Source organism: Streptomyces sp. NPDC005141, from assembly GCF_053599975.1.
The window spans coordinates 21,426-46,511 of the sequence record NZ_JBSFYW010000013.1; the positions used below are offsets into that span (position 1 = coordinate 21,426).

The 25,086-nt window shown below is 71.3% G+C and carries 24 protein-coding genes and 1 tRNA gene; 13 read left to right on the top strand and 12 right to left on the bottom strand.

Annotation, left to right across the window (positions count from 1 at the left end; genetic code table 11):
- Nucleotides 1-66 precede the first annotated feature (66 nt).
- From otsB to ACWD68_RS12940, 3 genes are all read right to left on the bottom strand, one after another.
- On the bottom strand, nt 67-921 hold the full coding sequence (gene otsB, locus ACWD68_RS12930; RefSeq protein ID WP_451806472.1) for a trehalose-phosphatase: 855 nt from the start codon (nt 919-921) through the stop codon (nt 67-69).
- Nucleotides 922-1,097: 176 nt separating this feature from the next.
- The gene (locus ACWD68_RS12935; protein WP_389503445.1) at nt 1,098-1,325 is read right to left on the bottom strand and encodes a DUF3263 domain-containing protein; all 228 of its coding nucleotides are present in this window, start codon (nt 1,323-1,325) and stop codon (nt 1,098-1,100) included.
- Nucleotides 1,326-1,404: 79 nt separating this feature from the next.
- Complete coding sequence (locus ACWD68_RS12940) at nt 1,405-2,673, bottom strand: ABC transporter substrate-binding protein (RefSeq protein ID WP_451806473.1); 1,269 nt, start codon at nt 2,671-2,673, stop codon at nt 1,405-1,407.
- A gap of 143 nt (nt 2,674-2,816) precedes the next feature.
- On the opposite strand from ACWD68_RS12940, the gene ACWD68_RS12945 reads away from it, so the two are divergent.
- From ACWD68_RS12945 to ACWD68_RS12955, 3 genes are all read left to right on the top strand, one after another.
- Nucleotides 2,817-3,812, top strand: coding sequence for an ROK family protein (locus ACWD68_RS12945; protein ID WP_451806474.1), 996 nt, complete (start codon nt 2,817-2,819; stop codon nt 3,810-3,812).
- A gap of 7 nt (nt 3,813-3,819) precedes the next feature.
- A complete protein-coding gene (gene nagA / locus ACWD68_RS12950; protein WP_451806475.1) occupies nt 3,820-4,968 on the top strand; it encodes an N-acetylglucosamine-6-phosphate deacetylase in 1,149 nt (382 codons plus the stop codon).
- 145 nt (nt 4,969-5,113) lie between these two features.
- A complete protein-coding gene (locus ACWD68_RS12955; RefSeq protein ID WP_451806476.1) occupies nt 5,114-6,043 on the top strand; it encodes a 1-phosphofructokinase family hexose kinase in 930 nt (309 codons plus the stop codon).
- A gap of 40 nt (nt 6,044-6,083) precedes the next feature.
- On the opposite strand, the gene ACWD68_RS12960 is transcribed toward ACWD68_RS12955, so the two are convergent.
- Entirely contained in the window at nt 6,084-7,052 is a 969-nt protein-coding gene (locus ACWD68_RS12960) for a CBM35 domain-containing protein (protein ID WP_451806477.1), read from the bottom strand.
- A 118-nt stretch (nt 7,053-7,170) separates the two neighbouring features.
- On the bottom strand, nt 7,171-8,877 hold the full coding sequence (gene cdgB / locus ACWD68_RS12965) for a diguanylate cyclase CdgB (RefSeq protein ID WP_451806478.1): 1,707 nt from the start codon (nt 8,875-8,877) through the stop codon (nt 7,171-7,173).
- 459 nt (nt 8,878-9,336) lie between these two features.
- On the opposite strand from cdgB, the gene ACWD68_RS12970 reads away from it, so the two are divergent.
- On the top strand, nt 9,337-9,900 hold the full coding sequence (locus ACWD68_RS12970; RefSeq protein WP_451806479.1) for a flavin reductase family protein: 564 nt from the start codon (nt 9,337-9,339) through the stop codon (nt 9,898-9,900).
- Nucleotides 9,901-9,940: 40 nt separating this feature from the next.
- Here ACWD68_RS12970 and ACWD68_RS12975 read toward each other — a convergent pair whose 3' ends face one another.
- Nucleotides 9,941-10,903: a sigma factor gene (locus ACWD68_RS12975; RefSeq protein WP_451806480.1), complete on the bottom strand. Its 963-nt coding sequence runs from the start codon at nt 10,901-10,903 to the stop codon at nt 9,941-9,943.
- Between the two features lie 85 nt (nt 10,904-10,988).
- The gene (arfB, locus tag ACWD68_RS12980) at nt 10,989-11,414 is read right to left on the bottom strand and encodes an alternative ribosome rescue aminoacyl-tRNA hydrolase ArfB (protein WP_266760030.1); all 426 of its coding nucleotides are present in this window, start codon (nt 11,412-11,414) and stop codon (nt 10,989-10,991) included.
- 193 nt (nt 11,415-11,607) lie between these two features.
- Here arfB and ACWD68_RS12985 point away from each other — a divergent pair, with 193 nt between their 5' ends.
- Nucleotides 11,608-12,183: a TerD family protein gene (locus tag ACWD68_RS12985; protein WP_328451147.1), complete on the top strand. Its 576-nt coding sequence runs from the start codon at nt 11,608-11,610 to the stop codon at nt 12,181-12,183.
- Nucleotides 12,184-12,279: 96 nt separating this feature from the next.
- Here the strand turns inward: ACWD68_RS12985 and ACWD68_RS12990 are convergent, their stop codons facing one another.
- Nucleotides 12,280-13,689 (bottom strand): M1 family metallopeptidase, encoded by a 1,410-nt coding sequence (locus ACWD68_RS12990; protein ID WP_451806481.1) that lies wholly within the window; start codon nt 13,687-13,689, stop codon nt 12,280-12,282.
- Between the two features lie 127 nt (nt 13,690-13,816).
- On the opposite strand from ACWD68_RS12990, the gene ACWD68_RS12995 reads away from it, so the two are divergent.
- Complete coding sequence (locus ACWD68_RS12995; RefSeq protein ID WP_451806482.1) at nt 13,817-14,317, top strand: hypothetical protein; 501 nt, start codon at nt 13,817-13,819, stop codon at nt 14,315-14,317.
- Here ACWD68_RS12995 and ACWD68_RS13000 read toward each other — a convergent pair.
- Nucleotides 14,314-15,054 (bottom strand): pentapeptide repeat-containing protein, encoded by a 741-nt coding sequence (locus tag ACWD68_RS13000; protein WP_451806483.1) that lies wholly within the window; start codon nt 15,052-15,054, stop codon nt 14,314-14,316. The genes ACWD68_RS12995 and ACWD68_RS13000 overlap by 4 nt on opposite strands.
- 147 nt (nt 15,055-15,201) lie before the next feature.
- On the opposite strand from ACWD68_RS13000, the gene ACWD68_RS13005 reads away from it, so the two are divergent.
- The 3 genes from ACWD68_RS13005 to ACWD68_RS13015 all read left to right on the top strand — a co-directional run bounded on the left by ACWD68_RS13005 (nt 15,202) and on the right by ACWD68_RS13015 (nt 19,022).
- Nucleotides 15,202-16,368, top strand: coding sequence for an NAD(P)-binding protein (locus ACWD68_RS13005; RefSeq protein WP_451806484.1), 1,167 nt, complete (start codon nt 15,202-15,204; stop codon nt 16,366-16,368).
- Between the two features lie 90 nt (nt 16,369-16,458).
- Nucleotides 16,459-17,442, top strand: coding sequence for a zinc-binding dehydrogenase (locus ACWD68_RS13010; RefSeq protein WP_451806485.1), 984 nt, complete (start codon nt 16,459-16,461; stop codon nt 17,440-17,442).
- A gap of 149 nt (nt 17,443-17,591) precedes the next feature.
- The gene (locus tag ACWD68_RS13015) at nt 17,592-19,022 is read left to right on the top strand and encodes an MFS transporter (RefSeq protein WP_451806486.1); all 1,431 of its coding nucleotides are present in this window, start codon (nt 17,592-17,594) and stop codon (nt 19,020-19,022) included.
- Between the two features lie 142 nt (nt 19,023-19,164).
- On the opposite strand, the gene ACWD68_RS13020 is transcribed toward ACWD68_RS13015, so the two are convergent.
- Nucleotides 19,165-20,571 carry an NAD(P)/FAD-dependent oxidoreductase gene (locus ACWD68_RS13020; RefSeq protein ID WP_451806487.1) on the bottom strand — a complete coding sequence of 469 codons (1,407 nt, stop codon included), beginning with the start codon at nt 20,569-20,571 and terminating at the stop codon, nt 19,165-19,167.
- 10 nt (nt 20,572-20,581) lie between these two features.
- A complete protein-coding gene (locus tag ACWD68_RS13025; RefSeq protein WP_451806488.1) occupies nt 20,582-21,235 on the bottom strand; it encodes a rhomboid-like protein in 654 nt (217 codons plus the stop codon).
- Between the two features lie 175 nt (nt 21,236-21,410).
- Between ACWD68_RS13025 and ACWD68_RS13030 the strand changes: the two genes are divergently transcribed.
- Entirely contained in the window at nt 21,411-21,890 is a 480-nt protein-coding gene (locus ACWD68_RS13030) for an N-acetyltransferase family protein (RefSeq protein ID WP_451806489.1), read from the top strand.
- 71 nt (nt 21,891-21,961) lie between these two features.
- Here the strand turns inward: ACWD68_RS13030 and ACWD68_RS13035 are convergent.
- Nucleotides 21,962-22,035 (bottom strand) — tRNA-Thr (locus ACWD68_RS13035).
- A gap of 239 nt (nt 22,036-22,274) precedes the next feature.
- On the opposite strand from ACWD68_RS13035, the gene ACWD68_RS13040 reads away from it, so the two are divergent.
- The 3 genes from ACWD68_RS13040 (at nt 22,275) to ACWD68_RS13050 (ending at nt 25,012) form a co-directional block, all read left to right on the top strand.
- The gene (locus ACWD68_RS13040) at nt 22,275-23,411 is read left to right on the top strand and encodes an ABC transporter ATP-binding protein (protein ID WP_451806490.1); all 1,137 of its coding nucleotides are present in this window, start codon (nt 22,275-22,277) and stop codon (nt 23,409-23,411) included.
- A 234-nt stretch (nt 23,412-23,645) separates the two neighbouring features.
- Nucleotides 23,646-24,095, top strand: coding sequence for a hypothetical protein (locus tag ACWD68_RS13045; protein WP_451806491.1), 450 nt, complete (start codon nt 23,646-23,648; stop codon nt 24,093-24,095).
- Between the two features lie 185 nt (nt 24,096-24,280).
- Nucleotides 24,281-25,012, top strand: coding sequence for a nucleotidyltransferase family protein (locus ACWD68_RS13050; RefSeq protein ID WP_451806492.1), 732 nt, complete (start codon nt 24,281-24,283; stop codon nt 25,010-25,012).
- Nucleotides 25,013-25,086 lie beyond the last annotated feature (74 nt).

Consider the following 25,086-nt stretch of genomic DNA (forward strand, 5'->3'; position numbering starts at 1 on the left):
GACCGGGAGCGGGCCGGACCACCGCACGATCCCGGTGTCCGGCCGCCCGTCCGGCGTCCGTTCCGGTCAGTCGAGTCGGGCGGCGAGAGCGGCGAGCAGCCTTACGACTCCGGGCGGGCCGTCGACCACCAGGTCCGCCCGCTCGGCGAGCTCGCCGACCTCGGAGCTGCCGCTGCACACCAGGAGTCCGGGGACACCGTCGGAGCGGAGCTTGTCGACGGCGGCGAAGGCGGGCAGGTCGCCCAGGTCGTCACCCGCGTAGAGGACGGCCTCGGCGCCGACCTCCCGGACGTACTCCAGGAGGGCGACGCCCTTGTCCATGCCCGGCGGACGCAGCTCCAGGACCATGCGGCCCGGCTCGACGATCAGGCCGTGCCGGGTGGCCAGCTCGGCCAGCGGCTCACGGAGCGCCTCGAAGGCGGCCTGCGGGTCCGCGGCGCGGCGCGTGTGCACGGCGACCGCACGGCCCTTCTCCTCGATCCAGGTGCCCTGCCAGGCGCCGATCCTGTCGAGGAATCCCGGCAGTTCGGCGCGGACGGCGGCCACACCGGGGTGCGGGGCGGGGGCGGTGACCGTGCCGCTCACCGCGTCCCAGCGCTCGGCGCCGTAGTGGCCGAGGACGACGAGGTGCTCCAGTCCGGGGACGCCCGCGAAGCCGCCGTGGCGTACGGCCACACCGGCCGGACGGCCGGTGACCACGGCGATCGAGGCGACCTTGGGAGCGAGTGCCGCGAGGGCGGGGACCGCGTCGGGGTGCGCACGGGCCTGGTCGGGGTCGGGGACGATGGGGGCGAGGGTCCCGTCGAAGTCGAGTGCGACGACCGTCCGGGTGGGGCGGGTGAGGATCGCGTCGAGAGCGTCGCGCCCGGCGGGGGTCACCGGGGCCGGCAAGGGATCCTTGGATTCGGGGTGGCTGCCCATGGGACGACCCTATCCGGGTGGGGGCGGGCACACCCATGGCTCATGGCCGAGCGGGCCACCCGCCCGGCCGGAATGCCTCGCTCCGACGGCTCCACCGGGCCGAATGCCCGGCCCGACCGATCCGCCCCGCCGGGACGCCCGGTCCCACCGGACCGCCCCGCCCGAAGGCCCCGGTCTCACCGCTCCGCCCGGCGGGCCTCCCGCACCCTGCGCAGCCTGTTCACCGTCACCGGGTCGTGCGCCAGGGCCCTCGGGTCGTCCAGCAGCGCGTTGAGCAGCTGGTAGTAGCGGACCGGGGCCAGGCCCAGCTGTTCTCGTACGGCGCGCTCCTTGGCGCCGGGGCCGGGAAAGCCGCGGCGCTCCAGGGCGAGGATGCTCCGTTCACGCGCGGGCAGCTCTTCCATGAACAGCACGGTAGCCCTCGGCACCGACAGCGCCGAGCCGGAGACCGGGAACGGGACCGGGACCGGGACCGGGCCTGTCCTAGTAGCCGCTGTCCGCCATGGTGGCGTTGGTCTGCAGGGAGCCGAGGATCTCGGCCGGGTCGCCGTTCGGGCTCACGGCCTTGGCGATCCCGCTCTTGACGTCGGCGCTGACGCCGGCCCAGGAGGTCTTGCCGACCGGGTAGAGCACCGAGGAGGGAAGCTCGGCGAGGAAGGGCTCCAGGTCCGCGTCGTCCGGGTCGGACACCATCGCGTCGGACGCGGAGGAGGTGACCGGCAGCAGGTCGTACTCGCGGGAGAAGGCGAGGACGTTCTTGTCCTGGTAGACGAAGTCGAGGAAGTCGCCGACCTGCTCGCCGTGGCCGTTCTTCTTGAAGGCCATCATCCAGTCGGCGACACCCATGGTGGCCTTGGACCTGCCGTCGACGCCGGGCATCGGCACCATGCCGAACTTCACGCCCTCGGCGGCGGCCTGCTTCATCAGAGTGGGGTGTCCGACGAGCATCCCGACCTCACCGCGGGTGAACGCCGAGAAGGCGGCCGCACGGTTCAGCTTGGCAGGTGCGACGGGTCCGGTGAGCCCCTTGCCGACCAGTTCGTCCTTGAGCCAGGTGACCGTGTGGATGTTCTGCGGAGAGTCGATGGAGTACGAGTCGACGTCGTCCGTGTACCCGTTCCCTCCGCTCAGCAGCCACTGCATGGTCTCCGCCTGCGCCTCCTCGGGGCCGAGCGGCAGCGCGTAGGGGAACTTCACACCCTTGGCCTTGAGCGCCCCGGCGTCCGCCGCGAGCTCGCTCCAGGTCCGGGGCGGGGTGATGCCGGCCTCGGAGAACAGGGCCTTGTTGAAGAAGAGCAGGCGCGTGGACGCGGCGAACGGCATGCCGTACTGCGTCCGGTCCGTCTGCCCCGCGTCGGCGAGTTCCGGGACGAAGTCGGCCTGAACAGGTATGGAGAGCAGGTCCTCGACCTTGTAGAGACGGCCCTCCGCGGCGTAGTCGGCGTAGGCGCCGATCTGCGCCATGTCCGGGGCGTGGCCCGCCGCGACCATCTCCTTGACCTTGCGGTCCACGTCGGTCCAGGGGTGGACGCTGACCTCGACCTTGATCCCCGGGTGGCCGGCCTCGTAGTCCTCGGCGAGGTCGTCCCAGTACTTCTGGGAGCTGTTGGACTTGGAGGTGCCGTAGTCGGCGGCCACGAGTCTCAGCGTCACGTCCGAGGAGTCGCCGCCCGGGCCGCCGCAGCCCGCGAGGACCGCCGTCATGCCGAGAACCGAGATCGCCGCGATCGTTCCTGTCCTGCGCCGCTGCACCGCTGGTACTCCCCAACCCCTGAGCCGTATCGGCTGCTTCTTTGCTTCTGCGTCCGTTGCACCCGTCTCGGCATGCGGATACAAGGTCTACACCACGTGAGTGGACTAGACCTCTCTAGGGGTAAGGGGCGACACTGTCCCCCGTGAGACATGTCATCGCCCTCGATGTGGGCGGCACCGGGATGAAGGCCGCCCTCGTCGGGGTGGACACCGAACCGTCCGCGGACCGCCCCGACGTGCCGCCGCAGCGGGCCTCCGGGCCCCCCGCGCTGCTGCACCAGGCCCGCCGGGCGACCGGCCGTGAGCGCGGGCCCGACGCTGTCGTCGAAGGCATCCTCGACTTCGCCGCCGAACTGCGCGCCCACGGCGAGAAGCACTTCGGCGAGAGCGCCCTGGCCGCCGGCGTCGCCGTCCCCGGCATCGTCGACACCCGGCACGGCATCGCGGTCTACGCCGCCAACCTCGGCTGGCGCGACGTCCCGCTGCGCCGGCTGCTCGGCGAGCGCCTCGGTGGCATACCCGTCGCCCTCGGGCACGACGTGCGCACCGGCGGGCTCGCGGAGGGCCGCGTCGGCGCCGGACAGGGAGCGGACCGCTTCCTCTTCGTCCCGCTGGGCACCGGCATAGCGGGCGCCATCGGCATCGACGGCAGCGTCGAGGAGGGCGCGCACGGCTTCGCGGGCGAGATCGGCCATATCGTCGTACGGCCCGGCGGGGCCCCGTGTCCGTGCGGGCAGCGCGGCTGTCTGGAACGGTTCGCCTCCGCGGCGGCCGTCAGCCAGGCCTGGGCCGAGGCGTCCGGGGACCCGGAGGCGGACGCGGCGGACTGCGCCAAGGCCGTCGAGTCGGGCGACCCGAGGGCGCGCGCCGTCTGGCAGGAGGCCGTCGACGCGCTCGCCGACGGGCTGGTCACCGCGCTCACCCTCCTGGACCCGCGCACGCTGATCATCGGTGGCGGCCTCGCCGAGGCGGGGGAAACCTTGTTCACACCCCTGCGGGCCGCGGTCGAGCGACGCGTCACCTTCCAGAAGCTGCCGTCCATCGTCCCCGCCGCTCTCGGGGACACCGCCGGATGCCTCGGTGCCGGGCTCCTCGCCCGGGACCTCCTGAACACCACTTCTACGACTCCCCGGAGGTAACCACCCGATGGCCCCTAGCAAGGTTCTCGCCGGCGCCCGGGTGGTACTGCCCACCGGGATCGTGCACGACGGCCGCGTGATCATCGACGGTGCGCGGATCTCCGGCGGGGAGGCTCCCCCGGACGCGCCCGTGACCGACCTGTCCGGCCACTGGCTGGTCCCCGGCTTCGTCGACATCCACAACCACGGCGGTGGTGGCGCGTCCTTCACCTCGGGAACGGTCGAGGACGTCCTCCGGGGCATCCACACCCACCGTCTGCACGGGACCACGACCGTCGTCGCCTCGACCGTCACCGGTGACATGCACGGCCTCACCGAGCGCGCCGGGATGCTCTCCGAACTGGCCGAACAGGGCGACCTCGCGGGCATCCACTTCGAGGGCCCGTTCATCTCGCCGTGCCGCAAGGGCGCCCACTCCGAGGAACTGCTGCGCGACCCCGACCCGGCGGAGGTCCGCAAGCTCGTCGACGCGGCGCGCGGCCGGGCCAGCATGGTCACGCTCGCCCCCGAACTGCCGGGCGGCCTCGACTCCGTGCGACTGCTCGCCGAGCACGGGGTGATCGCCGCCATCGGGCACACCGACGCGACGTACGAGCAGACGCAGGCGGCCATCGACGCGGGTGCCACCGTGGCGACGCACCTGTTCAACGCGATGCCGGCGCTCGGGCACCGCACCCCGGGCCCCATCGCCGCCCTCCTGGAGGACGAGCGGATCACGGTCGAGCTGATCAACGACGGTACGCATCTGCACCCCGCCTCGCTGGAGCTGGCGTTCCATCACGCGGGGCCGGGCCGGGTCGCGTTCATCACCGACGCGATGGATGCGGCGGGCTTCGGCGACGGCCGCTACATGCTCGGCCCGCTGGAGGTCGAGGTCGCGGACGGCGTCGCCCGCCTGGTGGAGGGCGGTTCGATCGCCGGCTCCACCCTCACCCTCGACCGCGCCTTCCAGCGCGCCGTCACGGTCGACAGGCTGCCGGTCGAGGACATCGTGGCGGCCATCTCCGCCAACCCCGCCCGGCTGCTCGGTGTGTACGACCGGGTGGGCTCCCTGGAGCCGGGCAAGGACGCGGACCTCGTGGTTCTCGACGCCGACTTCGCGCTCAAGGGCGTCATGCGCAGGGGCGAATGGGTGGTCGATCCCCAACTGGGGTGATTCACACCTTTGTTGCCGTACGGCGGTTGGCCCGGGGGGACTGGGCCGACCGCCGTTGTCTTTGGCATGATCAGACCTCCGCAACCATCGGCGGGCGCCGGACCGGCGCGCACGTCACACAACTCTTCGGGGGAGGTCGGCCCAGGTGATCCTCACGGTCACACTGAACACCGCTCTCGACATCACCTATCGCGTGCGGGCGCTGCGGCCGCACAGCTCGCACCGGGTGACCGAAGTGACCGAACGTCCGGGCGGCAAGGGCCTGAACGTGGGGCGGGTGCTCGCCGCGCTCGGGCACGAGGTGACGGTCACCGGTTTCACGGGCGGCCCGACGGGCCGCACGGTGCGGGACCAGCTCACCGGGACGGCCGGGGTGGTGGACGCGCTCGTCCCCGTGGAGGGATCGACGCGCCGCACGATAGCCGTGGTGGACACCAGCACCGGTGACACGACCCAGCTCAACGAACCGGGACCGGCGATATCCGCCGCCGAGTGGTCGGCGTTCCAGGAGACGTACGAGCACCTGCTGCGCTCCGCCTCGGCGGTGGCCCTGTGCGGCAGTCTGCCCCCGGGGGTACCGGTGGGCGCCTACGCCCAACTCGTCCGCACCGCCCGCACCCTGGCCGTCCCGGTCCTGCTGGACACCAGTGGCGAGCCGCTGCGCCGGGGGGTCGCCGCCCGACCCGACATCGTCAAGCCGAACGCCGAGGAACTCGCCGAACTCACCGGCTCCCACGAGCCGTTGCAGGCCACTCGCAACGCCCGGCGGCGCGGCGCCCACGCGGTGGTCGCCTCACTCGGCCCGGACGGGCTGCTCGCCCACACACCCGACGGCCACTGGCGCGCCACCCCGCCGCGCCGGGTGCCCGGCAATCCCACGGGCGCGGGCGACTCGGCGGTGGCGGGCCTGCTGTCGGGCCTGGTCGAGAACCTTCCCTGGCCGGCCCGGCTGGCACGGGCCGCGGCCCTGTCCATGGCGACCGTACTGGCCCCCGCGGCTGGCGAGTTCGACCGGTCTGCCTACGAGACGCTGGTGAACCAGATCGCGGTCACCAAGGACGCCACGGCAGCGTGACCCGGCCCGGTGGACAGGTCCGAGTCTGCACACGAGCGGACTACTTCCACCCTGCTTCCAACCAGAGCTGGTCGAAGTTCACGTCGCACTGGTTACCCTCACCGCACGAGATCTGAATCGTGTTGGTGCCCTTGTTGAGGATGATGTCCCCCCAGGTATTGGTCCAGCCCTTCTCGTAGTCGCCCTCCGCGGCCCTGGCGAAGTTCTTCAGGTTGAGGGGGCGGTCCTGGGACTTGCCATTGACCGTGAGGGTGGCGTTGGCGTCCTTGCCGGGCACTCCGTAGTTGACGTACAGCGTGTACTTGCCGGCCTTCTTGATGCCGCTGACGTTCCAGGTGACCGACGCGCCGGCGTGGTTGAACCCCGTGACGTAGACACCGCCGTCCGCCTTGGCGCCCTTGACGTCCGAGGCAGTCGTCACGCCCGCGCCCAGGTTCAGCGCCTTCGCGTCGACCTTGGGGAGCTCCACGACATCCTCGGCGCCCTTCGTGGGCTCCTTGCTCGGGGACGCGCTCCGGGAGGTCGACGGGGTCGAGCCCGCCTGGTCGCCGCCCTTGTCGTCGTCACCGTCGCCGCCCATCATCGCGATGCCGATGCCGATGACGACGGCCGCGACCACGGCGATCGCGCCGATGAGGAGGCCCTTGGTGTTGGGCCCGCGACCGCGACCGCCGCCGTCACCGTGACCGGGCATCGGCGAGCGCGTCGTCTGCGGGCCTCCGGGGACGGTCTCGGGGGCCGCGTAGTGCGCGTTCGACTGACCGTGGCCGCCCTGCTGCGGCACCTGGCCGTACGGGGCGGTGGGCGCCTGCTGGCCGTAGGCGCCCTGAGCGGTCTGCTGGCCGTACTTGCGCTCGCCGACGGCCCGCACCCGGTTGACCGAGCCCGGGTAGCCGTAGCCGCCGCCTCCAGAGGGCGGCGTGGCTCCGTTGGCCTGACCGTCGGCGTACAGATAGCCGAACGGGTCGTCGTCCTCGGGCGTGCTCGCGCCGTTGTTGCCGGGCGTCATCCCTTGGTCTCCTCAGCGGGTGCGGGTACAGATGCGGTACATGAATGAAGGGCGAGCCTACCCGGTCCGGCTGGGCCGAACGGGGGGCCTTCTCCGCATCAACCTAGTGACCTGCGCGTTATCCCGCACGCCTGTGCTGTTTGGGACGAGACCGTTTCTCGACGTACATCCGTTCGTCAGCGGATTTCAACACCTCGTCCGCCGTCATCCCGCAATGCGCCCATCCGATGCCGAAACTCGCGCCCACACGGACGGCCCGTCCATCGACCCTGATGGGAGGGATGATCGCGTTCCGCAGGCGTACGGCGAGGTCCTGGGCGTCCGCCCGGCCGAGACCGTCGGCGAGCACCACGAACTCGTCGCCGCCGAGCCGGGCCACCGTGTCACCGTCCCGGACACCGTGGGTGAGGCGCCGGGCGACCTCGATGAGAACCTCGTCACCCGCGTTGTGCCCGAACCGGTCGTTGATCGACTTGAAGCCGTCGAGGTCGCAGAAGAGCACCGCGAGCCCCTTCGTGCCGTCGTCCGTCTCACCCTCGGGCGCGATGGTGTGCACATGGTGGTCGAAGGCGTCGAACGCCTCGGAGCCGGAGGGGAAGTCGAAGCCGTGCCCGCTCCCGTCGTAGGCGGGGTGGCCGCTGCCGTCGTACTCGCCTCCCGGCAGCTCCGCGAAGTCCCCGTGCCCGTACGCCGCGTCCAGCGAGGCGACCGCGCCGGGCGGCAGGGACTGCGGGCGCCGGCAGAGACGGGCGCTGAGCCGCGAGCGCAGCTCGGCGGAGTTGGGCAGGCCGGTGAGGGCGTCGTGCGAGGCGCGGTGCGCGAGCTGGAGCTCACGGCGCTTGCGCTCCTCGATGTCCTCGACATGGGTGAGCAGGAAGCGGGGGCCGTCGGCGGCGTCCGCCACGACGGAGTTGCGCAGATGGACCCAGACGTAGGTGCCGTCGCGGCGCCCGAGCCGCAGCTCGGCCCTGCCGCCCTCGGCGGAGGTCCGCAGCAGGGTGCCGATGTCCTCGGGGTGCACGAGGTCGGAGAAGGAGTAGCGGCGCATCGCCGAAGCGGGCCGGCCGAGGAGCCGGCACAGGGCGTCGTTGGTGCGCAGGATGCGGCCGTGCTGGTCGCCGCCCATCTCGGCGATCGCCATGCCGGAGGGGGCGTACTCGAAGGCCTGCCGGAAGGACTCCTCGCTGGCGCGCAGCGCCTGCTGCTCACGCTCCAGCCGGACCAGGGCGCGCTGCATATTCGCGCGTAGACGTGCGTTGCTGATCGCGATCGCGGCCTGGAAGGCGTACATCTGGAGCGCCTCGCGGCCCCAGGCTCCGGGCCTTCGGCCGTTGCGCGGCCGGTCCACCGACAGCACGCCGATCAGCTCGCCGTGGCCGCCGCCGGAGACGCTCGGGGTGTACATCGGCGCGAAGAGGCGGTCGGAGGGGTGCCACTCGTCCTCGAAGCGGGGCGCGGGACCGTCGGTGTACCACTGCGGCACGTCGTCCTCGTCGAGGACCCAGCCCTCGGTGTGCGGTATGAACCGGAGGTCGCCCCAGGCCTCGCCCATGGTCAGCCGGCGGTCCCAGGAGGCGCGGGAGCCGACGCGGCCGGTGATGAGGGCCTCGGCGGCGGAGTTCCCGGCGAAGGCGGCGACGACGAGGTCGCCGTCGGGGCGTACGAGGTTCACGCACGCCAGCTCGTAGCCGAGCCCGGTGACCACACCGTCGGCGACGGTCTGCAGCGTGTCGGCCAGGCTGCGGGCCGTGTTCATGTCCGCCATCACCTGGTGCAGCTGCCGCAGGGTCGCAAGACGGACGTAGGGCTCCGACTCGGTCTCCATTCGCCCTCCCCTCGAGACCTCGCAGCAACTCCAGGGTTCTCTCGGCGTACTGGGTGCTCTTCGGTTCCGTGCTGACTACTCGGCGCTCTGCATCAACCGCCGCACGCCGTACTGCTGGGTAGCTTTCTGCGCAACGCCCCCGCCACTGAATCACAGCGCGCTGCCCACTCGGTACACAGGGTCAACAAAATATGGCCCCTGTGACTCAAGTCACAGCGGAAGATGAGCAATTGAGTGGAGTTTCTGCATTTCACCGTGCGTTTACTGAACGCATTATGGGACGCCTGTGCAGAACCTGTGCGCCCTTGTGCCCACCGAATGCGTACGGATGAGAGTACGGCCGTCCCCGCCCCCGTCTCCGTCCACCCCGCCTCCGCCTTCTCTCCGCCCCCGGACCTAGGTCCCGGATAGGGCCGAGGTCCGATGTGCCGCCCCGGGAGCGGAGACTAGCGTTTCGGCGTGCTCACGACTCCCCCTGCCATTCCCCTCACCCCTTCCGTGCATGCTGAGGGGGTGAGCAACGACGAGTTCCGCGCCGCCATGTCCCAGCTGGCCGCGGGTGTGGTCCTGGTGACCGCGCACGAGCCCGCGCTGGCCCCGGGCGGACCGGCGGGCGAGGACGTCGGCATGACCGCGACGTCCTTCATGTCCGTCTCCCTGGACCCGCCGCTCGTCCTGGTCAGCCTGCGCGAGGGCTCCCGGATGGACGACCTGCTCGACGAACAGCCCGTGTGGGGCGTCTCCGTGCTCGCGGAGAGCCAGCGCCACATCGCGGGCCGCTTCGCCATGAAGGGCCGCATCAGCGACCGGCTCCTCTTCGCGGACATCCCGTACGTCCGCGGCGAGGCGACCGGAACGCTCCTGGTGGGCGGCGCCCTGGCGACCCTGGAGTGCCGCACCGAGCAGCGGATTCCCGCGGGCGACCACACCCTCGTCATCGGCCGCGTCCTGACGGCCCACGTGCCGAGCGCGGACGGCGGCCCGCTGGCGTACTTCAAGGGCCGCTACCGGCAACTGGGCTGACCCACCCCGCCCGGCCCGCCCGGCAGCCGGACCCACCGGCTCAGTGATCCAGGACGGTGACGTCCAGGCCCGCCAGTCGCTCCGGGTCGTCGACGATGTCGATCACGGCGATCCTGCCGTGTACGACTGTGAAGGCGAGAACACCGGCCGGGCGTCCCTCGGCGACCACCACGACGCCCGCGACACCGTTGACGAGGGCGGGCCGCGCGACGCGGGCCAGGTGCGCGAAGCCGCTCGCGCCGGACGCCACGGCGATCGCGCCGGCCGTCACGCCGCCCTCCGAGCGAGCCACGACATCCGGGTCCAGGACGGCGACGAGCGCCTCGAAATCGCCGTCCCGGGCCGCCGCGAGAAACGCCTCGACGACCTCCCGCTGCTGGGCCGGATCGGCGTCCGACACCGGCGCGCCACCCCGTACCCCGCGGCGGGCACGGCTGGCCGGCTGACGGGACGCCGCGGGCGTACGGCCCAGGACGGGCGCGATCTCGTCGAACGGCACGGCGAACAGGTCGTGGAGTACGAAGGAGAGCCGTTCGGCGGGTGTCAGCGTCTCCAGGACGACGAGCAGGGCGAGGCCGACCGAGTCGGCGAGCAGCGCCTCCTGCTCCGGATCGACGCCGCTGCCGGAACTGAGCACCGGCTCGGGCATCCGCACCCCCTGCCGCTCCGCCGACAGCTCCAGCGGCTCCTCCCGGCGAGTCCTGCACGAACGCAACATGTCCAGGCAGACCCGCCCCACCACGGTCGTCAGCCGGCCCCCGAGATGGTCGACCCGGCTCGAGTCGGTGCGGCTCAGCTTCAGCCACGCCTCCTGCACGGCGTCGTCGGCCTCGGTGAGCGAGCCGAGCATGCGGTAGGCGACGGCACGCAGCCGGCTTCGGTGGCTCTCGAACCGCGCGGCGAGGAACTCGGTGCCGTCCTGCGCGTGCGCTCCCCCGCCGTCGGGCGTCCGCGCGTCCTCCAGAAAGTCCTCCGGGAAGTCCTTGTGGGCGCTGTCGCTCATCGTTGGTCACCACTCCTCGTCGCGGGCCGTCACGAGGGTGACGGATCGCGGGGCGCGGATGTGACAGCCCGGGCCGCGGAGCGGTCTACCAGTCGCGTCCGGTGCGGCCGCGCTTGGTGTCGGAGCGCTGCTTCTTCTCGCGCAGGCGGCGTTCGTTGATACCGCGGGGGATGCGGGTGGCCCGGCGCGGCTTGGGCGGCGGCGCGGTGGCCTCGGCGAGCAGGGAGGCCAGGCGTACGGCCGCGGTCTCGCGGTTGCGCCACTGGGAGCGGTGCTCCGAGGACCGGACGCTGATGACCCCGTCGACGAGCCGGCCCTCCAGCTTCGCGAGGGCGCGGTCCTTCCACACGGGCGGCAGCGCCTCGGTGTTCGCGAGGTCGAACCGGAGCTCGACCTGCGTGTCGCTGGTGTTGACGTGCTGCCCGCCCGGCCCGCCCGAGCGCGAGAAACGCCACATGAGCTCGGCCTCGGGCAGGGAGACGGAGCCGCGGATGACATAGGGACCGGACATGTGTTCATGGTCCCGTGTCACTCCGGTCCGCGTCACCCTGTTTTCAGCGTCTCTCCGGGTGAAGGAAGACCTTCCAGGTAAAGAAAGTAAAGAGAGGCGGAACCTCGGGGACCCCCCTTGGCGTTCATAGGGGTGACGGTAGCTTCGTCCTCAGTACGAAGCCCGTACATCACGAGGGAAGGGACTCCCAACAATGGCTGTAAGCCTGTCCAAGGGTGGCAACGTCTCGCTCACCAAGGAGGCTCCGGGCCTGACCGCCGTCACCGTGGGCCTCGGCTGGGATGTCCGCACCACCACGGGCACCGAGTTCGACCTCGACGCCTCGGCCATCGCGGTCAACCCCCAGGGCAAGGTCTACTCGGACGCCCACTTCGTCTTCTTCAACAACAAGCAGACCCCGGACCAGACCATCGTCCACACCGGTGACAACCGGACGGGTGAGGGCGCCGGCGACGACGAGGCGATCAACGTCAACCTGGCGGGCCTCCCCGCCGACGTCGAGAAGATCGTCTTCCCGGTCTCCATCTACGACGCGGAGACCCGCACCCAGAACTTCGGCCAGGTCCGCAACGCCTACATCCGCATCGTGAACCAGGCCGGCGGCGCCGAGATCGCCCGCTACGACCTCTCCGAGGACGCGGCCACCGAGACCGCCATGGTCTTCGGCGAGCTCTACCGCAACGGCGCGGAGTGGAAGTTCCGCGCGGTCGGCCAGGGCTACGCCTCGGGCCTGGCGGGTATCGCGCAGGACTTCGGCGTCAGCGTCTGATCCTGAACACACGCACGATCGAGAGGAGCCCCCGGACTTCGGCCGGGGGCTCCTCTCGTGAGGCCCGGAAGGCGTGCCGCCCGCGCGCCCGGCGGCTCACGGGTGGTCCGGCTTGCCCTTCCCGTACAGCCAGTCCTTCCAGATCCCGCCGAAGTCCTTGTCCGGCGCGGCCTTCTCGACATACGCCGTGAAGTCGTCCGTGTCCGCGCTCGCGTGGCGGTGGGTGGCGGCCCAGCCCTGGACGATGTCGTAGAAGGTGTCGTCGCCCACCAGTTCACGGATCTTGTGCAGGACCATCGCGCCGCGGTAGTAGACGGGCGGGTCGGAGATCTGCGCGGCCTCGGGCGGCTCGGCGGGCGGGTAGGCCCAGATCTCGCTGTTGTCGGCCGGTTCGCGGTAGTCGCCCTTGTAGAGGGAGTTGAAGATCTCGTCGGCCGTGTCGCCGCCGTGGTCCTCCTGCCACAGCCACTCCGCATAGGTGGCGAACCCCTCGTTGAGCCACATGTCCCGCCAGGACTTCGGGGTGACCGAGTCGCCGAACCACTGGTGGGCCAGTTCGTGGACCAGGGTCGCGGTGTCGGGGGCACCGGGGAAGACGGGGCGCGTCTGGGTCTCCAGGGCGTAGCCCGCGTCCTCGCCGCGGTCCACGATCGCCCCGGTGGAGGAGAACGGATAGGGGCCGAAGTTGTACTCCGCCCAGTCCATGATCCCGGGGATCCCCCCGAGCACCTTCTTGCTCGCCTCCGCCTGGGTGGGGTCCACCGCCACGTACACCGGCAGCCCGTTCTTCGTCGTCGAGCGGGTGATGTCGTATCTGCCGATCGCGAGCGTCGCCACATAGCTCGCCATCGGTTCGGCCGTGTGCCAGGCGTAGGTCGTACGGCCCTTCGCGGTCGTCTCGCTCGTCAACTCGCCGTTGGAGACGGCCTGGAGGCCCTCCGGGACGGTGATCCTGACGTCGTACGCCGCCTTGTCCACGGGGTGGTGGTTACCGGGGAACCAGGTCATCGACCCCGTGGGCTCCCCGAGGGCGAGGGCGCCGTCGGCGGTACGGAGCCAGCCCTCCTTGGAGGTGTCGGGGTCGGTGATCGTCTCGGGGGTTCCGGAGTAGCGGACCGTCACGCGGAACGTCTCCCCCTTGTCGAGGTCGTCGTGCGGGCGCACGGTCAACTCCTGACCGGCCCGGTTCCAGCCGGCGTCGCGGCCCTCGACGGTGACGTCGGAGACCTTCAGCCCCAACAGGTCGAGATGGAAGGCGCTGAGGTCCTGCAGGGCCCGCGCGGTGATCTCGGCCGTCCCCTTCAGCCGCTTGCCCCGCGGCTCGTAGGACAGGGTCAGTCCGTAGTGCGTGACGTCGTACCCGCCGTTGCCCGTCTTCGGGAAGTACGGGTCGCCGACACCGGACGCGCCGGGCTTCCCGTGCACGTCGTCCCCGCCGCAGGCGGTGACGCCGAGGACGAGCGAGAGGGCCAGGGCAAAGGGGACCGTGACGGAAGACCGGGGCACATCCGCGATCCTAGGCGGCCGCGCCCCCCGACCGCGGGGCGAGCGGGCATCCACCGGTCAGAGCCCCCGACCCGACCGGAAACCGCCGGACGGGAAGCGGTACCCCCGGCGTGACACCATCACCTACGTGCTCGACATCGGCTACGCCCTCTCCAACCGCTTCCCGGACCCCCCGCAGACCGACTACCGCCGCGCGGACGTCCACGCGCTGCGGCACGACCTGTTCTGCGGTGACGTCTACCTCGCCGACACCAAGGCGGACCGGGAGGTGTCCACAGGCTGGGGATGGGTGCCGGTGCTCGACTTCGCGTGGGCGCTGTGCGACATCGTGGAGCGGCTCGACCGCGACCCGCTCGGCAGCCGGGCCTCCCGCCCCCAGCAGGCGGAGCTGGACTTCACCGAGTCGACCGACCGCATGCTCTTCGAGCGCCGCTTCGGCTGGGTCGACATCGAGGCCGACTGGATGCCGGGCGACGAGGAACCGCTGACCTTCTCCCACACCGAGCTCCGCCGCGAGGCCCGCGACTTCCTGCACGACCTGCTCGCGGACCTCACCGACCTGCACGACGCCCTCGCCGAGAACCCGGCGATCTGGACCCTCCAGGCCCGCTTCCCGCGCATCTCCTAGACCCCGTCCGGGCGCGAGTCCCCGTCCCCCTCCGGGCCGCCGTCCACGCGTACCCCCAGGGCCGCCGCCATCACCGGTGCCAGATCCAGGAGCTGGGCCGTGCTGATGACCGCGCCCGCGAGCCGGTCCACGCCCCGCGCGATGTCGATCTCCGCCGCCGCGCGCAGGTCCACGTCCGTGAGCGTGGCCCCGGTGAGGTCCGCCCCCTTCAGGACGCAGTCCACGAACTCCACCCGCTCCAGGCGGGCGCCCCCGAAGTCCGGCTCGACCAGTACGCAGCCCTCGAAGACCACGTCCTTGAGCCGCGCCTTGCGCAGATTCAGATAGTCGATCTTGCCGCCGCGCACGAGCACCCGCTCCAGGACGGAGCCGTGCAGCTGCACTCCGCCGAGGCGGGCGTCGACGACCTCGACATCGCGCAGCGTCGACTCGGCCAGATCGGTGCCCACGCCCCGAATGCCCGTCAGGACCGAGTCCAGCACGCGCGCCCGGTGCAGGCGCGTCTCGTCCAGCGCACAGCCCGTCAGCGCGCAGTCCATGAAGCGGGCTCCCCCGCCGTCCTGTCCGGCGAAGTCCGCGTCCCGGAACTCCAGCCCGTCGTAATCACCGTCCGGCTCCAACTCCGCGCCGTCGTACGGCTCCAGCACGGGCAGCCGCACCTCCGGCCGCCGTGCCGCCTTCAGCCCCGGCACCTTCGCAACCGTCCCACCGCGCCCGCCCGCCGCTCTCCTCGCCATGCCCCCATCCTGCCCGCCCCCACTGACAATCGCCCCTGGCCTGCGAGAACTCCCCGCATGTCACATTCCGGCGCCCCAACCTGTCGTACTCACAGGAAGGCCTGCTGTCAGAACCCGTCCGAACCCGAGCAAGGGAGACCTCCAGCCATGCACCGCATCACCGTCATCGGCGGCGGCTTCGCCGGACTCACCGCCGCCATCACCGCCGCCGAAGCGGGGGCCAAGGTCACCGTGTACGAAGCGCACCACACCCTCGGCGGGCGTGCCCGGACCACCGAGGGGCCGTACCGGACGAACGAGGGACCGCACGCCCTCTACAGCGCCGGCCCGCACTGGACCTGGCTCAAACAGCGGAACCTGATCGGGGCGCTCGCCCCGATCCCGCCCCTGGAGGCCGCGCGGCTGCGGCTGCACCACAAGGGCGTGCTGCGCCGCACCCCGCCCTTCGCGATGCTCAAGCTGCTCCGGCGCTCCTGCCAACAGGCTCCCGCGGACGTCGACTTCATGACCTGGGCGACCGGACAGGCCGGAGCCGAGGGCGCGCGGGCCGCCGCCCACTACTCCGCCGTCGCCCTCTTCCATCACGATCCCGGGTCCCTGTCCGCGGCGTTCGTGCAGGAGCGGCTGCGCCGGGCCATGAAACTGCCGCCGGAGGCGCACTGTCCCCGGGGCGGCTGGGCGAACGTCATCGACCGGATGGCGGCGCGGGCCTGGAACCTCGGCGTACGGATGGAGACGCTGGCCCGGGTGGACACCCTCCCCGTGGACCGGGGCCCGGTCGTCGTCGCCACCTCGCTCGACTCCGCCCGCCGCCTCCTCAAGGACGCGTCGCTGACGTGGACGAGCGGCCGTACCGCCCTCGTCGACCTGGCTCTGCGGACCCGGCGCGGCGACGCGTTCGCCGTCTCCGACCTGGACGCGCCGGGCTGGATCGAGCGGTTCACCGCGCGGGACCGCACTCTCGCCCCGGCCGGGGAGCAGTTGCTCCAGGGCCAGATCCCGATCGCGCCGGGAGAGTCCGGGGCCGATGGCGTCGCCCGCGCCGAGCACCTGCTCGACCTCGCCTTCGAGGGCTGGCGCGAGCGGGTCACCTGGCGGCGCGCGAGCGTCGCGAACGGCCGTACGGGCGCGGTCGACCTGCCCGGCACCAGCTGGCGGGACCGCCCCCGCATCGACCGCGGCGACGGCGTCTACCTCGTGGGCGACCAGGTCGCCGCTCCCGGAGTGCTCTCGGAGGTCTCCTTCAACAGCGCGATGGAGGCCGTGGCACTGGCGCTGCGGATCCGGGAGCGCCTTGACCTCAAGCGAGCTTGAGGTTGAAAGGTGGGCATTCCACCGACCTCACGAGGCGCTCCCGCGGACCTCACGGACCCCGCGGGCCTCGTAGATTTCCGAGGAGCCCCGATGTACGCGATCCGCCTGCACGCCTTCGGTCCCGCCGAGAATCTCGTCCACGAGCGGACCGAGGACCCCGAGCCGGGCCCCGGCCAGGTCCGTATCGCCGTGGCCGCCGCCGGCGTCCATCTCCTGGACGCCGCCCTGCGCGAGGGCATGCGGGGCGGCCCGGCCCCCGCGCCCGCCGCCCTGCCGACCGTCCCCGGCCGCGAGGTCGCCGGAACCGTCGAGTCCCTCGGCGAGGGTGTCGCCGGACTCTGGCTCGGCAGGCGCGTCGTCGCCCACCTCGGTTTCGCGCCCGGGGGCTACGCCGAGTTGGCCGTCACGGACGTCGAACGCCTCCACGACATCCCCGGGAACCTCGACTTCGCGCAGGCCGTCGCCATGATCGGAACAGGGCGTACGGCCATGGGGATCGTGCAGTTCGCCGAGTTCGGCCCCTCCTCCGTGGTCGTCGTGCCCGCGGCGGCGGGCGGCATCGGCACGCTCCTCGTGCAGTACGCGCGCCACACGGGAGCGACCGTGGTCGGCCTCGCGGGCGGCCCGGAGAAGGTGGCGCGGGCCCGCGCGAACGGCGCCGATCCGGCCGTCGACTACACCGACCCCGGCTGGCCGGAGAAGGTCCGCGCGCACCTCGGCGGCCGGGCGGCGACCGTCGTGCTCGACGGCGTCGGCGGCGACGTCGCCCGGGACGCCGTCGGCCTGCTCGGCCCCGGCGGCCGGCACATCGTCTTCGGCTGGTCGGGCGAGGGCATCCGCGACGGCTCCCCGTACCTCGTGGAAGGAGTGTCCGAGCAGGTGCTCGGCCCCGTGATGATGCGCAAGGCGGGCGGCCCGGACCCCGTACGGACCCTGGAGCTGCGGGCCCTGGCCGAGGCCGCGGCCGGACGCCTGACCCCGGCCGTCACCCGCTTCCCGCTGGCCGAGGCGGCCGCCGCGCACCGGGCTCTGGAGAACAGGGCCACGGTCGGAAAGGTGGTGCTGGAGCCATGACCACGGCCCCGAGGAACGCCTCCCGCGAGGCCACCCCACCCGAAGATGCGACTCATCCCGTTTCATGGTCTTCTGTCCGGGTGAGTGTCACCCGGACAGGTGAACCAGAGGCACCCCCCGGTCCCGACCCGCGCCGCTGGTGGGGCTTGGTGATCATCGCCCTCGCCCAGCTGATGGTCGTGCTGGACGCGACCATCGTGAACATCGCGCTCCCCTCGGCGCAGCGCGACCTCGGCATGACCGACGGGAACCGGCAGTGGGTCATCACGGCCTACACGCTGGCCTTCGGCGGACTGCTGCTGCTCGGCGGCCGGATCGCCGACCTCGTCGGCCGCAAACGCACGTTCATCATCGGACTGATCGGCTTCGCAGGTGCCTCCGCGCTCGGCGGCGCGGCCACCACGTCGGCCATGCTCTTCGGCGCCCGCGCGCTCCAGGGCGCGTTCGCGGCCCTGCTCGCGCCCTCCGCTCTCTCGCTGCTGACCACGACCTTCACCGACCCGAAGGAACGCGGCAAGGCCTTCGGTATCTACGGGGCGCTAGCGGGCTCGGGTTCGGCGATCGGATTCATCGCGGGCGGCCTGCTGACGGAGTATCTGAACTGGCGCTGGTGTCTGTACGTCAACATTCCCATCGCGATCATCGCGGTCTTCGGAGCGTTCTCGCTGCTGCACGACCGTCCCGGCCACAAGAACGTCCGGCTCGACGTGCCCGGCGCGATCCTGGGCTGCGGCGGACTGGTGGCGATCGTCTACGGGTTCAGCGAGGCGGAGCCGCTCGGCTGGACGGACCCGGTGGTGCTGGCCCTCCTCGCGGGCGGCGTCGCGATGCTGGTCGCGTTCGTGTGGTGGCAGAACAGGGCCCCGAGCCCGCTGCTGCCGCTGCACATCGTCAAGGACCGCAACCGGGCGGGCTGCTTCCTGACGATGGGGCTGGCCGTCATCGGCCTGTTCGGCGTGTTCCTGTTCATGACCTACTACCTCCAGGTCATCCTCGGGTACTCGCCGGTGAAGACCGGTCTCGCGTTCCTGCCGCTGACCGTCGCGATCATCATCGGTTCGACGCAGATCTCGGCGCGGCTGCTGCCGCATGTGGCACCGCGCATGCTGATGGTCCCGGGCATGATCCTCGCGGCCGGCGGCATGCTGTTCTTCACCCGGCTCACCGTCGACTCCGACTACGCCGGCGAGCTGCTGCCGGGTCTGCTCCTGCTGGGTCTCGGCATGGGCCTGACCTTCATGCCGGTCTTCGCCACCGCCACCGCCGGAGTCGCCCCGCAGGACTCGGGCGTGACCTCCGCGACGGTCAACACCGCGCAGCAGGTGGGCGGTTCGATCGGCACGGCCCTGCTGAACACGATCGCCACCACCAGCAGCGCGGCCTACATCGCCGCCCATCTCCGCAACCCCGCCCAGAAGGAACTGATCGTCCGCGAGGGCGTCGTCCACGGGTACACCGTGGCCATCTGGTGGGCCGTCGGCATCATGCTGCTGGCCGGTCTGATCGCCGGCCTCATGGTGACGGTCAAGGCCCCCGGGAACGCTCCCTCGGACACGGCGGTCCCGGAGGCCGCGGTCTGACCGACGGATGAGGGCACGGCCGGCTGATGGCACCGGCCCCCACCGGGGGCGCCCGGGCGCCCCCGGCCGCCGGTGCCCTGACCCCGGCCGCCGAGTTCGCCCACGCGGACACCGGATCCGCCCCCTCGGCCGCCGGGCCCGGTCAGTGCCGCCCGGCCACCCGGTCGGCGAGCTGCGCCAGCCGCGACGACTCCGCGCTGTGGGTGGTCAGTTCGCGGCGGTCGGCCGTGCGGTAGGTCGCGTACATGCCGTGGACTCCGATCCAGCGGAAGGGCTCCGGTTCCCACTTGCGGACCTTGTGGTCGACCCAGGGCAGGGTCGTCAGTTCGGTCGCGCCCGCCTGGCCGGAGTCCCGCTGCACGAGGTCGCGCAGGGTGCGGGCGGCGAGGTTGGCGGTGGCGACGCCGGAACCGACGTAGCCGCCGGCCAAGCCGAGGCCCGTCGAGCGGTCCAGGGTGACCGTGGCGCACCAGTCGCGCGGGACGCCGAGGACGCCCGACCAGGCGTGGGAGACCCGGACACCGGTCAGCGAGGGGAAGAAGCGGACGAGGATCTCGTACAGGGCGTCGACGGTCGCCTGCTGGGTGCGGCCGTCGTTGTCGGTGCGCGAGCCGAAGCGGTACGGGACACCCCGGCCACCGAGCGCGATGCGGTCGTCGGCGGTGCGCTGGGCGTACATGTAGGCGTGCGCCATGTCACCGAGCGTCTCGCGGCCCTCCCAGCCGATCTCCGCCCACTGCTCGGCGGTCAGCGGCTCCGTCGCGATCATGGAGGAGTTCATGGGCAGCCAGGTCCGCCGCTGGCCCTTGAGGTTCGCGGTGAAGCCCTCGGTGCAGCGGAGGATGTAGGGGGCGCGGACGGTGCCGTACGGCGTCACCGCGTGCTTCGGGCGGATCTCTGTCACCGGCGTCTGCTCGTGGATGGTGACGCCGAGCGCCTCGACGGCCGCGGCGAGGCCCTTGACCAGCTTCACCGGGTGCAGCCGGGCCCCGTGCGGGGTCCAGGTCGAGCCCACCGCGTCGGCCACCCGGATCCGCTCGGCGGTCTCCTTCGCGCCGTACAGCTCGCGGTCGTTCTCGCCGTAGGACAGCTCGTGCGCGTGGAATGCCTTGAGCCGGGCCAGCTGGGCGGGCGTGTACGCCACTTCGAGGACGCCGCCTTGGTGGATGTCGGCCTCGACGCCCTCCTCGGCGGCCACCCGGACGACCTCGTCCACGGTGTCGTTCATGGCCTGCTGGAGGCGGACGGCGGCCTCCTGGCCGTGCAGCTTCGCGTACCGGTCGCGGCCCGCGATGCCGTTGTAGAGCCAGCCCCCGTTGCGCCCCGAGGCGCCGTAGCCGCAGAACTTCTGCTCCAGGACGGTGACGCGCAGGAAGGGGGCCGCCTTCTTCAGGTAGTAGGCGGTCCACAGTCCCGTGTAGCCCCCGCCGACCACCACGACATCGGCGGTGGCGTCGCCGGGCAGGGGCTCCCGGGGGGCGGGGAGGCCGTCGTCCGCGTACCAGAAGGAGATGCCGCCGTTCACGACCTTGCTCGTCGAACTGCTCATGAGCGGGACGTTAACCCCGACGAGCGGCCGATGTCTCCTTCGGATTCCATGCTTTTCCCCGCCCTCTGACCAGCGGATAGCAGGCGAGACCGATCAGAACGGAGGTGAAATGCCCGAGATCGGTGAAGGTGCGCGCGGTCGCGAACGGAACCCCGTACACCGCCAGCACGACCACCAGATACAGGTACCGCCAGGGCGTCGCGATCCGGTACGTGAGCACACCGATCACCCCCGCCAGGGCGTAGCTCACCCCGATGTCGAGGGTGTCGACCGCGGAGTGCGGGGCCATGCCGTGCCGGATCGCCCAGAGCAGCGCACCCTCGCTGATCAGCGTCGACAGCACGTGCGCGGCCACGCACACCACGAGCCAGCGCGCGGTTCCCAGCCAGCGTTCGGCGGGCGCCTGGAAGACGGTGTAGAGGACGGCGTACGGCAGCCAGTGCCCGCCGTCGATCCACATCGCGCTGGCGAACAGCACCCGCACCGGGTTGTTCGACAGCTCATGGATGTTCGTCGAGCGCTGCCGCAGGAAGTCCTCTTCGAAATCCGGAGACATGTGGTGCATGGCCACTGTGGTGATGAAGAGAATCGTCAGCCAGATGTACGTGCCCGGGGCGCCGCGCACGTACATCCACACCCTGTGGAAGCCCCGGTCAAAACGCATGACCCGATTCACCCATGCCGGTGGCGTCCTTCATGTGATCGACATTCCGGACGGTCCGGCCGCGTCGCAGGAGAAGCGAACTCCCTGTGGGAGATCGAGGACGGCCACCCGCCGGTTTCCGGACCACCTGGAGATCGGACGGCGGCCGCGGGAGCGCCGGAGCTAGTCTCGCCGCATGATCCGTACCGCGACCCCCGACGACATCCCCGTCATCCACGCCCTGGTCCGTGAACTCGCCGAGTACGAGAAGGTCTTGGAGGAGGCGAGGGCGACACCGGAGCAACTGCGCGAGGCCCTGTTCGGGGAGAACCCGGCCGCGTACGCGCACATGGCGGAGGACGACACCACGGGCGAGCCGGTCGGCTTCTCACTGTGGTTCCTGAACTTCTCGACCTGGCGCGGCGCCCACGGCATCTACCTGGAGGACCTGTACGTACGCCCCACGGCACGCGGCGCCGGCCACGGCAAGGCGCTGCTCACGGAGCTCGCGCGGATCTGCCGGGAGCGCGGCTACCAGCGCCTGGAGTGGTCCGTCCTGAACTGGAACCGCCCCTCGATCGACTTCTACGAGTCGCTGGGCGCGCGCCCGCAGGACGAGTGGACGATGTACCGGCTGACGGACGAGCCACTGGAGGCCCTGGGAGACCGGGGCTGAGCCCCTGACCCGGAAGGCCCACGACCGAGGGCGGCACGGATGTCCGCGCCGCCCTCGATGACGTATTCCCGAGCCCCCTGTCGGATTCGAACCGACGACCTACGCATTACAAGTGCGTTGCTCTGGCCATCTGAGCTAAGGAGGCCTGCCGCGCGCGCGTGGCGTACGTGCCCGAGCAGTGTACCCACGTCGCGGCGGGCCCCCGTCGAGAGTTTCCGCGAACTTCACCGGTCTCCGGGTACTGACAGAACACATGAACGCCAGGTAGCGTCCTGAGTCGGTTCACTCATGTGGACTACACCACTATGGGCGTTTCCATAGTGGATCACCACCTTTACAACGGATCGTCCGGCACGTTCCTGCCGGTGAAGGGGGCCCCTCATCATGGCCACTGTCTCGTTCAACAAGGCGACCCGCATCTACCCGGGTGGCGACAAGCCCGCCGTCGACCAGCTCGAGCTCGACGTCGCGGACGGCGAGTTCCTCGTCCTCGTCGGTCCCTCCGGCTGCGGAAAGTCCACCTCCCTGCGCATGCTCGCGGGTCTCGAGGACGTCAACGGCGGCTCGATCCACATCGGCGACCGCGACGTCACGCACCTGCCGCCCAAGGACCGGGACATCGCCATGGTGTTCCAGAACTACGCGCTGTACCCGCACATGACGGTCGCCGACAACATGGGCTTCGCGCTCAAGATCGCCGGCGTCAACAAGGCCGAGATCCGCCAGAAGGTCGAGGACGCGGCGAAGATCCTCGACCTCACCGAGTACCTCGGCCGCAAGCCGAAGGCGCTCTCCGGCGGTCAGCGCCAGCGTGTCGCCATGGGCCGCGCCATCGTGCGTGAGCCGCAGGTCTTCCTCATGGACGAGCCGCTGTCGAACCTCGACGCCAAGCTCCGCGTCTCCACCCGTACGCAGATCGCCTCGCTCCAGCGCCGCCTCGGCATCACCACGGTGTACGTCACCCACGACCAGGTCGAGGCCATGACCATGGGCGACCGCGTGGCCGTGCTCAAGGACGGTCTGCTCCAGCAGGTCGACTCGCCGCGCAACATGTACGACCGCCCGGTCAACCTCTTCGTCGCCGGCTTCATCGGCTCCCCGGCCATGAACCTGGTCGAGGTCCCGATCACCGACGGCGGCGTGAAGTTCGGCAACAGCGTCGTCCCGGTCAACCGCGAGGCCCTGAAGGCCGCCTCCGACAAGGGCGACCGCACGGTCACCGTCGGTGTCCGCCCCGAGCACTTCGACGTCGTCGAGCACAACGGCGAGGCCGCCAAGTCGCTCTCCAAGGACACCGAGGACGCCCCGGCCGGCCTCGCCGTCACGGTGAACGTCGTCGAGGAGCTCGGCGCCGACGGTTACGTCTACGGCTCCGCCAAGGTCGGCGACGACCTCAAGGACCTCGTCGTCCGCGTCAGCGGCCGCGCGGTCCCGGACAAGGGCGCCACGCTGCACGTCGTGCCGCGTCCGGGCGAGATCCACGTGTTCTCCACCTCGACGGGCGAGCGCCTGGCCGACTGACGTCCGCGTCAGCCGGGCCGAACGCACACCCCCGTAGGGGTTGAATTCACCCAAGTTGACGAAGAGGGCCCCGCAGCCTGCTGCGGGGCCCTCTTCGTTGTCGACAAATACCCCGGCAGACCGGGCATTTCGATATCTGTGCGTCAACGCACTACCCAGAAAACACCGTTTCCCCGTCCCCCGAACCGGTGACTAAATGTCGCCAAATCATTACCCCGCGCTACCCTCACTCGCGTGAAGCACTCCACCACTAACCAAAAGACCCGGCGTGGCCGTGGCCCCGCCCGCCGGATCGGCCGCACCCTCGCCCTCGTTCTGCCTGTCGTCCTGGTGCTCTCCGGGACTCTCGCGGTCACCCGAGTCAACTGGTCGGGGAACCCCTCGAGCTCGGTGCTCACCGCGTCCTCCGAAGACGTCTCGACACGAGCCGTCTCCCGTGCCCCGCAGGACGTCCTGCGCGACAAGCTGCTCCTGGAACTCCAGGAGAAGAACCCGGGCGTCGCCCTCACCCACCTCCAGCAAGCGGTGAACGGCCGCCCGTCGCTGGCGAAGCACTGCGTCTCCATCGCCCGCTCCCTCGGCCGCGCCGCGGTCCGCGCGTACGGCCCGACCCGCGCGCAGTCCTTCGCCCGCCCCGTCTGCGACACATCGTTCGCCTCGGGGGTCGCGGCCACCCACTTCTGAGGTCACCACGCCCTTCCCGGGGCACGCTCCCCTCGGAGGCCACAACGCCCTCCGAGGGGCACACCTTTCCGCGGCCGTCCCGTCACGGCTTCGCGAATCACCCGATTCCGGGCCGCCCGGCAACAGCTGATTAAGGAACGGTTGCCGCAGGAAGCCGCGTGCGGGGTGCCACGTACAGTTCGGGCATGACCGATCCGAACGCCGCGTCGCGGCCCGTTCAAGCCGTCGTCCTGGCCGGCGGCCAGGGTTCCCGGCTGCGTCCCTACACCGACGACCGGCCGAAGCCGATGGTCGAGATCCCCGGCACCGGGACACCGATCATCGGCCACCAGCTGACCTGGCTCGCCGAGGAGGGCGTCACCGACGTCGTCGTCTCGTGCGGGCACCTCGCCGACGTCCTGCAGAAGTGGCTGGACTCGGCCGATCTCCCGCTCGACGTCACGACGGTCGTCGAGACGGAGCCCCTCGGCCGCGGCGGCGGCCTCAAGTACGCCGCGGCGCACCTTCCGCACCCCGACCTGCCCTGGTACGCGACGAACGGTGACATCTGGACCCGTTTCTCGCTGCGCGACATGGCGGACTTCCACGCCGAGCGCGACGCGGTCGCGACGCTCGCGCTCGCCCGCCCCCGCATCCCCTGGGGCGCCGTCCAGACGGACGGCTTCGGTCACATCACGGACTTCATCGAGGCCCCGCCCTCCACGTTCGAGATCAACGCGGGCGTCTACGTCTTCTCCCCCGAGTTCACCGAGATGCTCCCCGAGCGCGGCGACCACGAGCGCACGACCTTCCCCCGGCTGGCCCGCGAACGCCAGCTGGCCGGCTTCCCGATCCCACAGGGCGCCTACTGGCGCGCCATCGACACCGCCAAGGACCTCACGGAGGCGGCGAAGGAACTCGCGGCCCTGGGCCGCTAGGAACGCCCTTCCGGCCCGCGCACCCTCCGGGCCTACGAGAGCAGCCCACGCACCACGGCAGGGCCCCGCACGCC